This is a genomic window from Acinetobacter sp. N1-1 (assembly GCF_056711485.1).
Genome location: NZ_JBWXUO010000015.1, coordinates 21,921 through 33,569 on the forward strand (window position 1 = coordinate 21,921; position 11,649 = coordinate 33,569).

Below are 11,649 nucleotides of genomic sequence, written 5' to 3' on the forward strand. Positions count from 1 at the left end.
TTTGGAACTTATTGCCAGTAAAATAGGTTAAAAAACACGCGATTTATTATTTTATCTTGGTTTTTCAATTCTTTTATTTCAGAAATTATCCACATTTTCTGCGGATAAAATTGAGGACTAAACCAAGTGAAATGTTGAAAGCTAAGTAATTCCTTCTTATTATATAGACTGTAATCTATATTTTGGTTGTGATATGTGGACAGTCATCACGACAGATCTATTTAATGAATGGTTTGAACAACAAGATGAGGCAACTCAAGAAAAGATCTTAGCGGGATTACTTGTTTTAGAGAAACATGGACCAAGTTTAGGGCGTCCTTTGGTTGATACTGTATATGACTCTAAATTTACCAATATGAAAGAACTGCGTATACAGCATCGAGGCAGACCATTGAGAGCATTTTTTGCATTTGACCCACTAAGACAGGCTATTGTGCTTTGTATTGGCGATAAAGGCAGTAAAAAGCGTTTTTATAAAGATATGCTTGATATTGCAGATGAACAATACAAACTTCACCTTTCAACATTAGGAAATCAATCTAATGGCTAAAACGCTACAAGAGTTATTGGCAAATCGTTCTCCAGAAAGCCAAACTCGTATCAAGCATATGGCTGATGAGCTATTTCTTGAGAATCAACTGGCTTTAATTCGAGAAGAATTAGAAATCTCCCAAAAAGAACTTGCGGAAATGCTTGGAATCAAACAGCCTTCTTTATCTGCGATTGAAAATCGTGGTAATGATCTAAAGATTTCAACGATGAAAAAATACATTGAAGCAATGGGTGGAAAACTTCGCATAGACGTAGAACTCCCCACTGGAAAGCACATAGGATTTAATGTTTAAACGAGAGTTCATTTTGTAGACTTAATTGCGAAAATTAAATTAATGTACTAATATTGGTACTTAAATTGGTACTTAGATTAGGTGCATAAATGAAAGTTGTTACTTATTCTGATCTCAGAAAGAACTTATCAAATACATTAGATGCGGTGATAGACGATCATTCACCTGTGCTTGTTACTCGACAAAACAACCAAACTGCGGTGCTGATAAGCCTAGATGATTTCAATGCCTATGAAGAAACAGCATATTTGATGAGTAACCCAGCAAATGCAGCGCATTTGATGAAATCTATTGCACAAGCTAAGGTGGGAAAAACTCATCAACATGAGTTAATTGAAGAATGATTTTAAGTTGGACTGATGAAGCTTGGGCTGATTACCTAAATTGGCAATCTACCGACAAACAAACATTAAAACGAATTAATTTATTGATTAAAGAAGTGATGCGTACACCATTTGAGGGTGTAGGCAAACCTGAACCACTCAAGCATAATTTATCCGGATGTTGGTCAAGACGAATTGATAAAACAAATAGACTTGTTTATGAAGTTTTAGATCAACAAATCATGATCCTGTCTTGCCGTTATCACTATGATTAATTGAGGTTTCAAATGTATAGTAAACAATATACTTACAGTGTTACATGGTCCGCAGAAGATAATGAGTATCTAGGTTTATGTACAGAATTTCCATCATTATCTTGGCTTGATGCAGAAGAATCTAAAGCGTTTTCAGGTATCGTTAATCTTGTTGCTGAGGTCATAACGGATATGCTCGCAAATAATGAGAAAGTATAACCAATGTCGTTTTAACACCTATAAAATGACTTCCTGCGCATATTGATTAAAATTCTTCGCAACATCCTCTTTTTTCACTTTTTTATTATGTTCTTCGTCAAGTAAACGCATAATCACATATACACGAAAACTATCTGCATAAGTTTCTAGTCGAGGTAAATAATTCAGTTTTAGCTCAACGTAATAGTCCATTTTCTTAAAATCATGCGTGGTTTTATTCTTGTGATAACGCAACATATCAACGAATATCCTTCCGATTTGATGCCGTGTGCCTTTAAAAACAGATGCAAACCGTAAAGTTTTATAAAAATCATGTAAACCTTTCATACCAATGTTTTTATCAGGATTAGAAATTAAATCATTTAGACGTTTGATATACATTTTCTTAATATTTGAAACGGATATTTCATCGTAACGCCATGTCCATGTATAGCCTTTTGGCGACTTTTTAGCATTATATTTCTCTGATGATTTAGTCGAATGTGACAAACGCACAAGCTCTATTTCTGTACCAACCATTTTTAGTTTTAAAAATGGTTTAGTCAGCACAAACTTAAATTTTTCATGGTCATTAAAATAATGCTGTATTAATGCGACTTGATTTTGCTCAAATTTTCGATCAATCGGGGCTTTAAGCTCTTTAATTCGCTGTTTAACGATTTGCTGTTCTGCTCGTTCTTTTTCATCGTTATAGCTGTGTGTTTCGGGTGTTGTTATCAATAAATAAAAGTCAAAAGTGGTTACAGCATCAACAGCTTTACGCTTTTGCACAATGAGATCAGCAATCGGCTCTTTTTTCGTATTCAAACGATAAGTGCGTTGGCGTGGCGTGAGATTAAGAAAATACTTATCTGTCAATTTTTGAATTAAAGCTTCGATGTTTTCTGAAAAAAGCGTGTTATCACTTTCAACAGCAAAGTGACTATAAAAATATGCACCATTAGCAACTTTATCAGCAATTTTTTGCGCTGTGTAGCGAGAATTAGGACTAAAACTTATCATTTTATTGTCACCAAGCAATAGAAAAATGTGTCATTGAGCAATATTTAATATTTAAGCATGTCATCAAGCAATAATCAAATCTGTTAAAATCCTTATTAAATAAGGCTTTTGTGCCTGTGGCACATATAAAAACGGCAAAGCCGTTTTTCAGGGCTTAATGGACATAAATTGTCATTGTGCAATTAAGTGGTTCCTAGGTGACGAAATTTACACCTAGTTTTTAATCGTTTATAGTGTATGTATTCATTGTTTGAAAGACAGTCTGACTAGCTGCCTGACCATTTCCTTAGCGATTTGAGCAGGCGACAGCCTGCTCTTAAAGCTATGTTTTTTTTGATAGCGCACAGTTCACTATGAGCCATTTTGAACTGACCGATTGAGCGTACTACTGGAGAAATCCCGTTCGGTACGATCTGATGGGCGCTAGGGGTTTGAAATAACCCTTTTCGATCCAATCCGTTTTTATTAATAAACGGGGTTGGGCGACAAGGAAACGGGAGCCTATAAACAATAGAAATATTGTGAAGTGGTCGCTAGGTTAAATATAGCCTAGCTAGATGCAGATTTTGTATTGAAACCCTGTTTTAACGATGACCGTGAGAATCGACAGGACGTTAAGATTCGTTAAAAACGGCAATGTGTTGCGCTAAATGCACTTGCAAATATGCAGGGAAAGCGCAGCTCATTGGCACAACTGATGGCGTTTGAGGTAACAGCAATGTTACAGGCTAGCTGAGGAGAAATCTGGACGCAGCGGCACCTTTGAGTAAGATCATTTCAAGCAAAAAGGGTCAACGGATAGCTCAAACAGTATACATGGGGAAGCATAAACCCCAGACAGGTGTAGATTAAGAGTCATACGCTCTGATTTTGTCTTTAGATCATATCCACCAATTTTCAAGGAACCGCGTGGTGGGGAAAATGGAAGTGTCGACAGACAAATGAGCATTGGCGTTCTAATCGCTAAGATCGTTAAATCTAACTTGGGAACCTCTTGGTCGTTGCTGTCACGGCAAAGGCTAGATCAAGAGAGGGAGAGAGGATCAGTAGACCGTATAAACCAATTTTTTGGTGAAGTCGGGGCAAGTTGTTTTTGCTAAAACACATTGCGAACTCTGACTGCATTGGCAATGCAGTCAGGTAAAGGGAGTGATACTGTTATCGAAAATCTAAGTCGGTTTTATGTTGTTATCAAAAAAAGCGAAAAACAAGCTAAAGTGATTTGGTCATCACTATGTTCCAACTGTTCAAGTTTGGTCACTCGAACAAAATTGGAACTAAGCGAATTTCAATGAATAGAAAGAAAAATACGGCATCACAGTCTTGTGCTTGCATGATTTGCTTTCGTAGTTTCAATTCTAAAAATAATTGAGCGTGACAGACACACGATAAACTCGTTTACTGCGTAAAAGTAAGTGTTGAGCGCACTTTAAACTCAAGCATCGGCAGTTCGCTCTTAAGCGACTGCCGTACCTTTCTAAATTCTAAAAATAGAAAATATTGCTAAATTGTGATTTTAGCTATTTAAAATAGCTAAGAGTATCTAACTACCAAAAAAACAAAATAAGCACCATATAACGCATTATATGAGCATTTAGAGCATGTTTACAGATGTAATCTAAGTGCTTTTGCTTTTGTATAAAGATTTTGATCTTAAAATTAGAGTTCAAATAAGAATTAATAGAGCGAAGCGATCAACAGAAATCTGATTTTGTAATATCCCTCTCCGATTACGCTTTTGCTTTTCATTGCAAAGTTCCACTGAGTTTTTTTAGCGAGTGCCTACGAGCGTCATGAGTTTTTGCTTTTGCTCTTAAAAATGACACGAGCGAAGCGAAGTGCCATAGCTTTTTTTGCTCTTGATTTTGCCTTTGATTTTAAGCTTTTTGGGCTTTTAATGTTTTTAAATGCTTTTAAATGCTTTTAGAATACGTAAAAGCATTACTAATAAAGGGCTATAGCGACTATAAACCACCGTTTATGCCTCTATAAACCACCGTTTATGCCTCTATAAACCACCGTTTATGCCTCTATAAACCACCGTTTATGCCTCTATAAACCACCAATAAAAAAATGTGTGGTTTATTGCTGGTTTTTGAGTAATATATTTTAAAAGATGATGCTTTAATGAACGCTAGTTATAGTTTTTATGTTTATTTTCTCTTTTGATTTAAAAAAATGCTTTTAGGCTTCCTAAAATCATTGCTAGACAATGTTAATTATACAGCATATACCACCGTTTATGCCTCTATAAACCACCAAAAAATATTTATATGTTTTATTGTCAGTTTATGTGTTATAACATAATAAAATATATATGTGGTTTATTGCTGACATGAGTGACCTAATTGTAAAAGATAACGCTTTAATAAATGCTAGTTATAATTTGGCGCTTGCAGAACAACGCTTGATTCTTTTAGCTATTCTTGAAGCTAGAGAGTCTGGAAAAGGCATTAATGCAAATGACCCTCTTACAGTTCATGCTGAGAGCTATATCTCTCAATTTAAAGTTGACAGAAGTACTGCATATAAAGTTCTCAAAAGTGCTTGCAAAGATCTATTTGCAAGGCAATTTAGTTATCAATCAAAGAGTGAAAAAGGCAACGAGCAAAACCATTGTTCACGGTGGGTTAGCGAAATCATATATGTTGACAAAGAAGCCATCGTAAAAATAATTTTTGCTCCGGCTGTTGTTCCCTTGATTACTAGACTTGAGGAGCAATTCACAAAATATGATATTGAGCAGATTAGTAGCTTGTCGAGTGCTTATGCTGTTCGTATGTATGAATTATTGATTTGTTGGCGCAGCACACAAAAAACCCCAATTATTGAGCTTGCGGAATTTAGAAAACGAATCGGGGTTTTAGATACTGAATATCAAAGAATGGATATATTTAAAAAAGGTGTTTTAGAACTAGCAATAAAACAGATTAATGAGCATACAGACATTATAGCTTCTTACGAACAACATAAAAAAGGGCGAGTTATCACAGGATTTTCATTCAAATTCAAACAAAAGAAACAAAATAAAAAAGAAGTCAAAGACGTAAATCGTGATCAAAATATGACTGATAAACAGCGTCATTTTTTTGCTAGTAAATTGTCTGAAATGCCTGAGATGAGCAAATATTCTGAGGGTACTGAAAGCTATGAGCAGTTTGCTTCTCGCATTGCTGAAATGCTTTTACAACCTGAAAAAATTAAAGAACTTTCAGCACATTTAGTAAAAGCGGGATTTAATGCTTAAATTACGGCATAAAATTTATGGAGGTTATTAAATGTCGAGACTAATTCAAAAAAGCGTTCAATATTCTGTTGATGAAGCTATTTCTGAGTCAGCAGAGTATATTATTAAAAATCTTGGGCTAACCCCTGCTTATGTTTTTAGTATAGTCATGGCAGAAATTGCTCGAACAGGTCAAATACCTGTAGGCAATCAAATAAGTGATGATAGTTTGAATCAATCACAGTTCATAGCACTTAGCAACAATATCCCCAATATAAAAGTTTCCAATACAAAATCAGCTCAAGAATTTTTAAATGATGACGGTGGGTACTAATTGTTCCGAGTTATATCTATCTTACTTATCCTGAAAATATGGTATCTCATCACGTAGACAATTTTTTGAAATTGATACTGGTATTCTTTCATTATTACAAATCATATCATCAACAACATTAGTAACAGTATCAACAATGCCTGAAAATGCTTTCGATTGATCTGCATCAAGCCAAGATAATGATGAAAACTCAGCACATAGTCCAACATATTCATTATCTTCTGCGGACCATATAACATGATAGGTATATTGTTTGCCATGCATTTAAAACCTCAATTAATCATAGTGATAACGGCAAGACAGAATCATGATTTGTTGATCTAAAACCTCATAAACAAGTCTATTTGGAGCTCACTCGCTAAGGATACTAGGCTTTGGCATGAAAGTTTATAGATACAATCTTGAAAGGCGGGAGTTCAAAGAGCCTGTAAATATTTTTAGTTATTTTACTGTACCACCCATAAAATTCAAATATGGGAATTTATAGTGATATATAAAACCCCATCCTTTTTAAGCTTTATCATTTTAGCCGTAAAATGCCATCCTTTAGGTCAGGGAGGATGTCAATCTCTCTGACATATATCATACTTAGCTTGCATCTGTAACCACAGATCAGCTCGCCCACCACGTTCAACGCCTAGCCATGCTTCAATGCGTAATGCCATTTCAGGTGATATAGCTGCTTTTTCATTCAGTACCCGTGATAATACAGCACGAGAAACCCCAAGCTGTTTGGCTGCATCTGTTACAGTTAAAGCCAACGATGGTAAAATATCTTCTCGCAAGATTTCTGCGGGATGTGGTGGATTAAACATTTGCGACATGATTCACCTCTCTTAATGTAATGACAATCCTGACAAAAAAATTTATAAAAAATTGGGAATAAAAATTATATGCAATTTTAACGCTTCCTGACGTATATCACTGTACTGTGCAGATCGTGCTTTTCCCCCTTTAGAATTTGCACCATTCACATTAGCTTTTCTTAGGGCTATGTACTGAGTTTCCATCATTATCTTGGCTTGATGCAGATCAATCGAAAGCATTTTCAGGCATTGTTGATACTGTTACTAATATTGTTAGGTTTGTACATTTAGTCCATATATTTACCTATTTTTTGGTTTTTTTTTGGTTAAGTAAGATAAATATGACGAGTAAATGTACACGAATTTGTACTTTCGATTGTTATATGCATACAAATCCTGTGTTACAGCTATACAGTAAATTTTATGTATTCATTTGTACATTTAGTCCATATATTAAAAATAAAACTAAAGATGAGATAGTAAATTTAAATATGGGAATTTATAGTGATATTGATTAAAAATATTTTTTATATCAAATATTTAATATTATTTTTAAGTTGAAAATTCATCTTTTATAGGTAGATGCAAAATCAATAACTACTCTTACTCAAGCTGGATAATTTAGGTTGTAATCCACTTAGTTTAACGTACCAAAAATGATACTATTAGCAAATAAAAGTATGAGGATACGCCATGACTAACAAAAATATTCATCTAGGGAATAATTTTGATGACTTTTTAGAGGAAGATGGACTATTAGAAGAATCAACTGCGGTTGCCATCAAGAGAGTTTTAGCATAGCAAATATCAAAAGCAATGAAAGATCAAAAAATATCAAAAACAGTGATGGCGAGTAAGATGCACACTAGCCGTTCATCACTGAATAGACTCCTAGATGATTCAGATACAAGTTTAACGCTTACAACACTAGCAAGTGCAGCATCAGTACTTGGGAAAAAAGTTAATATAAGTTTAGCTTAGTTGCAGAATATAGATAGGTTATGTCCAAGTAAAATAAGAATATGCAGTTAAATGAATAACATAACCTTTTACTACATTATCTTTTGCTAGAACTTCTACTAGATTTCTTTCAGTTCCATAAAAAGAGCTATCAGAAGTGTAAAAAATGGCACATGCGGGCGAAGATATGAAACCATTCATTGCTCGATTACGTTCAATGCTTAAAGACCAAAAGCAACTAGCTCCGTTTTTAGCTAGAGTTGGATACAGATAGATTATTTCAAAAGGGTAAAGTATGAGCATTACATATGATCAAGACATTATCGCATGGGCAAACCAACAAGCTACGTTTTTACGTGAGGGTCGGTTTGATCTACTAGACTTAGAGCATATTTTTCTTATAAAAAATTAGAAACTATGTTTTATGAAAAGCAAGGATCTAGCATTGTAAGCACGATTAGTTACTATCTTTTATATATTAAAGCAAATTGGGTTACGTTTTTCTTTTCAGCTGGAGGAAAATTTCTGGCTGCATTAATAATTTTCTTAATTGGCCGATACTCTTATAATTTAACAAGTGCTTGGCATGCTCTTTTGTCATAGCAATACTGCTTAGAAATAAAAAAACCCGACTGGATGTCGGGGTTTTTCGTATTTGGTACTAGGGTCAACTCCTGCCATCCCTCGCGTCCTGTCGCTAATCTTATTGGCTAAAAGTGATAAATTTGCTTAAAAAGCAGTCGATTTGTGTCTAAGTCCGCTTTTTTGATGTTTTTGGGTTTTATTTTTTAGTTAAGTTATTGATTTAAAATATTAAATTTAAATAAACTTCGCATAAAAATCCATTATGTTAATTTTATGGAAACTAAACTAAGACGTTGATAGTTAATACACTTTTTTCATAATTTCCATAGCTTTATCGTGAGCATCTTTATGTTCATCAAATCGCTCTCTTAAGAACAGAAATAAAGCTTTCTCATACTCAGGCAGTTCTAAAAAAATAAAATCATGATTACGATTAAAAAAATGGAAATCTGGATTTTTAGTTTTAAAGACTAAGAGTGACTCTTTAAAATTTTTCTTTTTCACACCAAGCCTTTTATAAGCTTTACTCAGACCTCTAAAGATCCAAGTTGGTGAAATGTCCCTTTGAAGAATTGCAACTGGAATATTTGCTAAATAGGGAATATAAGAACCTTTGGGAGACTTGTTAAATTTTCTCCTTAAATCAAGTATCTGTAATTTATAATCAATAATTTCTAACCAAAGAATTAATTTATCAAGTTGATTATCATCAAAAAAATCTTCACTAAGATCGACTGAATTAAATAATTGTTGAATGTATGTTTCTAAACTAGAGAGAAGTTCATTATTACAATACTTACATGCAAAAACTGTAGTTTTCGAATATGTCTGGCTAACCTCATTTAAAGTTTGTATAAAAGTCTTTTTTTGATCATTTTTGAATACCCATTTGGGGATCACATGTTCTTTTGTTAAATCTTTCGTATCACCACAAATGATACATATCTCAGCATAATGATTCTGAATTAACTGACTAGTAACACTGCTCTTTCGATCTCGAATAATCTTTCTAAAACTACGTAATTTCTTTTCTATCATAATTTATGCAACTGATTTGACTAACATAATTATAAAGGTTAAAAGCGCAAGGCAAAGGCTATCAGACTCGCATGAATAAAATTCTGCGAGATGCTATGCTTAAAGAGTTAAAAAATCATCAATAAAAATGGAGTAAGAAATAAAATGCTTGTCGATATGGATGATTTTATAGACTTTGTAAAGAATAAATTAGGAGAATCCATTTGGGTTCCACTCTATAAAAATTTAAATAAAGAAGATAAATCTGAGGATGGTTCACTTTTTTCTTGCCTCATTCCACCTGAAGACACTAGTGAAGCAATGAAAAAGTATGGATGGGATTTAAGTAGGGAAGATGGGGGACCATCAATCGCCACTTGTGGTGATAATATTTGGTATGAGCCAACCACCACTGCTTTACTTCCTCTTGTAATTTATAGGACATTTCATGGTACTAGGAAGCCTTATTGGGAAATACTGCAAGAATTAGTACTATATTTTAATCTGTATAATGATAAACCTAATAATAAATATATCGTTGATGATGACAATGGAGTAGAAATTGAAGTCATTAAATATTCAGATAATGAGATTCTAATACGGAAGTCATTTTTAACAGCTTTCATGTCAGCTCGACAAATGAATCTTCTCTTATTTTTTGAGAACACTAGACATAAAATTACAGATGAAAGTCTTACAGATGAGCATGTAAATGAGGGGTTTATTTCTTACACTAGATTTTGGGATCGTTCCTATGTAGATGGTTATAAAATATTTACCAGAGTGTTAGGAAAAAAATTATTTCATTGCTTACCTAGAGAGGAAAAACACTACAACCCATTGAATGAAAAAAATTTTGAGTCTTTTATTATTGATGGAGATTCTCATGATAAAATAGTTCACACCTGTGATCCTTCCATGCTATCGGACTACTTTGGAAAAAACACAGGTTCTCCACATTACCTAACTCCTGTCTATTTTGATAAGACAGTACTTCAAAAGTATTACTCCTCATCAAATGAATATGAAGTAAAAGATAGTTCTATTTACAAACATGGCTATTGGAATTTACGTTTTGATAATAATTCTTCAGGGCATGTTTGTGTGTTTTTAGGTGATCTAGGAAGAGATTTACCTCACTCAGAACAGATCTACTGGAAAAGCTTCAATATATCTCCAGAAGGACGAAATATGAGCAAAACATACTTTGAAAGAAGTATGCTTGGAACATGGTCAGATGCTGAGAGTCCTGATCTTGTTTTTAAGTTTGTTTTTAACCAATTTCAAGAAAAGTGGCTAAAGTCTAAAGGATGGAAACTTTTTTTATCCCTAAATCAAGCTGATTATCATTGTTTTAATACACTACATTCATTGACTAAAAATGAGCAGTCAGAATTCGACTCTCAAATATTATCTCTAGTAAAAATAACGATAGATTCTATTAATGTTGAAAAACTTAAAAAACTTGTTTCAATAGAAAATAATGGATCAATTAAGCTTTTAACTGAGTTCCTGTATAAGGGGGGAGTTACGTTTGATGTCGCAACCTTCTTGGGTGGATTACAAGGAGTACGTTCAACTGGAGTAGCCCATAGACGTGGAACAAAATATGAAACTACGATTGCACGCTTAGGAATTGAAGACGATAAACTTATTGCAGCTTTTGACAACCTTCTTGAACAAATGACGAATCTGCTAAATGAAATTGAAGCAGTATTTTTAAAGCAAGAAGCTCACGATAAAGAACTGGCATAACGCAAGAATTAGATAAAAAAACCTGAAATTCAGATGTTTTTTTATCGACTTAACATAATTGCACTTATGCGAACTAAACTCCATAAAGTTATTCGTAATCAGTGACTTAAATATTTTACATAACGCACAAAAGAACAAAAAAGCCAGCATGGAAATATGTTGGCTTTTTTTTAAGCGGTTTTGGAACTTATTGCCAGTAAAATAGGTTAAAAAACACGCGATTTATTATTTTATCTTGGTTTTTCAATTCTTTTATTTCAGAAATTATCCACATTTTCTGCGGATAAAATTGAGGACTAAACCAAGTGAAATGTTGAAAGCTA

The 11,649-nt window shown here is 33.7% G+C and carries 14 protein-coding genes and 2 pseudogenes; 11 read left to right on the top strand and 5 right to left on the bottom strand.

Features of this window, described 5'->3' with window-relative positions; all coding sequences use genetic code 11:
* Positions 1-193: 193 nt before the first annotated feature.
* The 5 genes from AC1MPL_RS11800 to AC1MPL_RS11820 all read left to right on the top strand — a co-directional run bounded on the left by AC1MPL_RS11800 (position 194) and on the right by AC1MPL_RS11820 (position 1,641).
* Positions 194-550, top strand: coding sequence for a type II toxin-antitoxin system RelE/ParE family toxin (locus AC1MPL_RS11800; protein WP_479766249.1), 357 nt, complete (start codon positions 194-196; stop codon positions 548-550).
* Positions 543-845, top strand: a complete 303-nt coding sequence (locus AC1MPL_RS11805) for a helix-turn-helix domain-containing protein (RefSeq protein ID WP_479766250.1) — start codon at positions 543-545, stop codon at positions 843-845. Before AC1MPL_RS11800 ends, AC1MPL_RS11805 begins: the two co-directional genes overlap by 8 nt.
* An 89-nt stretch (positions 846-934) precedes the next feature.
* A complete protein-coding gene (locus AC1MPL_RS11810; RefSeq protein ID WP_479766237.1) occupies positions 935-1,189 on the top strand; it encodes a type II toxin-antitoxin system Phd/YefM family antitoxin in 255 nt (84 codons plus the stop codon).
* The gene (locus AC1MPL_RS11815) at positions 1,186-1,443 is read left to right on the top strand and encodes a Txe/YoeB family addiction module toxin (protein WP_479766238.1); all 258 of its coding nucleotides are present in this window, start codon (positions 1,186-1,188) and stop codon (positions 1,441-1,443) included. Before AC1MPL_RS11810 ends, AC1MPL_RS11815 begins: the two co-directional genes overlap by 4 nt.
* Positions 1,444-1,641 carry an antitoxin HicB gene (locus tag AC1MPL_RS11820; RefSeq protein WP_479766239.1) on the top strand — a complete coding sequence of 66 codons (198 nt, stop codon included), beginning with the start codon at positions 1,444-1,446 and terminating at the stop codon, positions 1,639-1,641.
* Positions 1,642-1,659: 18 nt separating this feature from the next.
* Here AC1MPL_RS11820 and AC1MPL_RS11825 read toward each other — a convergent pair whose 3' ends face one another.
* Entirely contained in the window at positions 1,660-2,643 is a 984-nt protein-coding gene (locus AC1MPL_RS11825) for a hypothetical protein (RefSeq protein ID WP_479766240.1), read from the bottom strand.
* 2,335 nt (positions 2,644-4,978) lie between these two features.
* On the opposite strand from AC1MPL_RS11825, the gene repM reads away from it, so the two are divergent.
* Both repM and AC1MPL_RS11835 read left to right on the top strand, forming a co-directional pair.
* Positions 4,979-5,890 (top strand): replication initiation protein RepM, encoded by a 912-nt coding sequence (gene repM / locus AC1MPL_RS11830; protein ID WP_479766241.1) that lies wholly within the window; start codon positions 4,979-4,981, stop codon positions 5,888-5,890.
* 31 nt (positions 5,891-5,921) lie between these two features.
* Positions 5,922-6,203 carry a type II toxin-antitoxin system RelB/DinJ family antitoxin gene (locus tag AC1MPL_RS11835; protein ID WP_479766242.1) on the top strand — a complete coding sequence of 94 codons (282 nt, stop codon included), beginning with the start codon at positions 5,922-5,924 and terminating at the stop codon, positions 6,201-6,203.
* Positions 6,204-6,224: 21 nt separating this feature from the next.
* Here AC1MPL_RS11835 and AC1MPL_RS11840 read toward each other — a convergent pair whose 3' ends face one another.
* The 3 genes and pseudogenes from AC1MPL_RS11840 to AC1MPL_RS11850 all read right to left on the bottom strand — a co-directional run bounded on the left by AC1MPL_RS11840 (position 6,225) and on the right by AC1MPL_RS11850 (position 7,027).
* A complete protein-coding gene (locus tag AC1MPL_RS11840) occupies positions 6,225-6,467 on the bottom strand; it encodes an antitoxin HicB (RefSeq protein ID WP_479766243.1) in 243 nt (80 codons plus the stop codon).
* Between the two features lie 12 nt (positions 6,468-6,479).
* A pseudogene (locus AC1MPL_RS11845) lies at positions 6,480-6,545 on the bottom strand (Txe/YoeB family addiction module toxin); the annotation flags it as partial.
* Between the two features lie 221 nt (positions 6,546-6,766).
* Positions 6,767-7,027 (bottom strand): HigA family addiction module antitoxin, encoded by a 261-nt coding sequence (locus AC1MPL_RS11850; protein WP_479766244.1) that lies wholly within the window; start codon positions 7,025-7,027, stop codon positions 6,767-6,769.
* Between the two features lie 798 nt (positions 7,028-7,825).
* Here AC1MPL_RS11850 and AC1MPL_RS11855 point away from each other — a divergent pair.
* Both AC1MPL_RS11855 and AC1MPL_RS11860 read left to right on the top strand, forming a co-directional pair.
* On the top strand, positions 7,826-7,990 hold the full coding sequence (locus tag AC1MPL_RS11855; RefSeq protein WP_479766245.1) for a helix-turn-helix domain-containing protein: 165 nt from the start codon (positions 7,826-7,828) through the stop codon (positions 7,988-7,990).
* A gap of 274 nt (positions 7,991-8,264) precedes the next feature.
* Entirely contained in the window at positions 8,265-8,381 is a 117-nt protein-coding gene (locus AC1MPL_RS11860; RefSeq protein WP_479766246.1) for a DUF29 family protein, read from the top strand.
* Positions 8,382-8,854: 473 nt separating this feature from the next.
* Here AC1MPL_RS11860 and AC1MPL_RS11865 read toward each other — a convergent pair whose 3' ends face one another.
* Entirely contained in the window at positions 8,855-9,592 is a 738-nt protein-coding gene (locus AC1MPL_RS11865; RefSeq protein ID WP_479766247.1) for a hypothetical protein, read from the bottom strand.
* A gap of 41 nt (positions 9,593-9,633) precedes the next feature.
* Between AC1MPL_RS11865 and AC1MPL_RS11870 the strand changes: the two are divergent.
* Together AC1MPL_RS11870 and AC1MPL_RS11875 are read left to right on the top strand one after the other, a co-directional pair.
* Positions 9,634-9,717, top strand: a pseudogene (locus AC1MPL_RS11870) (BrnA antitoxin family protein); the annotation flags it as partial.
* A 19-nt stretch (positions 9,718-9,736) separates the two neighbouring features.
* Positions 9,737-11,326 carry a hypothetical protein gene (locus AC1MPL_RS11875; RefSeq protein ID WP_479766248.1) on the top strand — a complete coding sequence of 530 codons (1,590 nt, stop codon included), beginning with the start codon at positions 9,737-9,739 and terminating at the stop codon, positions 11,324-11,326.
* Positions 11,327-11,649: the final 323 nt, after the last annotated feature.

Excerpts from the sequence above, each read along its gene's own strand:
- AC1MPL_RS11805 (WP_479766250.1), top strand. The coding sequence starts at position 543 with ATGGCTAAAACGCTACAAGAGTTATTGGCAAATCGTTCTCCAGAAAGC.
- AC1MPL_RS11825 (WP_479766240.1), bottom strand. The coding sequence starts at position 2,643 with ATGATAAGTTTTAGTCCTAATTCTCGCTACACAGCGCAAAAAATTGCT.
- AC1MPL_RS11875 (WP_479766248.1), top strand. The coding sequence starts at position 9,737 with ATGCTTGTCGATATGGATGATTTTATAGACTTTGTAAAGAATAAATTA.
- AC1MPL_RS11810 (WP_479766237.1), top strand. The coding sequence starts at position 935 with ATGAAAGTTGTTACTTATTCTGATCTCAGAAAGAACTTATCAAATACA.
- AC1MPL_RS11840 (WP_479766243.1), bottom strand. The coding sequence starts at position 6,467 with ATGCATGGCAAACAATATACCTATCATGTTATATGGTCCGCAGAAGAT.
- AC1MPL_RS11835 (WP_479766242.1), top strand. The coding sequence starts at position 5,922 with ATGTCGAGACTAATTCAAAAAAGCGTTCAATATTCTGTTGATGAAGCT.
- AC1MPL_RS11815 (WP_479766238.1), top strand. The coding sequence starts at position 1,186 with ATGATTTTAAGTTGGACTGATGAAGCTTGGGCTGATTACCTAAATTGG.
- AC1MPL_RS11800 (WP_479766249.1), top strand. The coding sequence starts at position 194 with ATGTGGACAGTCATCACGACAGATCTATTTAATGAATGGTTTGAACAA.
- AC1MPL_RS11860 (WP_479766246.1), top strand. The coding sequence starts at position 8,265 with ATGAGCATTACATATGATCAAGACATTATCGCATGGGCAAACCAACAA.
- AC1MPL_RS11850 (WP_479766244.1), bottom strand. The coding sequence starts at position 7,027 with ATGTCGCAAATGTTTAATCCACCACATCCCGCAGAAATCTTGCGAGAA.
- AC1MPL_RS11855 (WP_479766245.1), top strand. The coding sequence starts at position 7,826 with ATGAAAGATCAAAAAATATCAAAAACAGTGATGGCGAGTAAGATGCAC.
- AC1MPL_RS11865 (WP_479766247.1), bottom strand. The coding sequence starts at position 9,592 with ATGATAGAAAAGAAATTACGTAGTTTTAGAAAGATTATTCGAGATCGA.
- repM (WP_479766241.1), top strand. The coding sequence starts at position 4,979 with ATGAGTGACCTAATTGTAAAAGATAACGCTTTAATAAATGCTAGTTAT.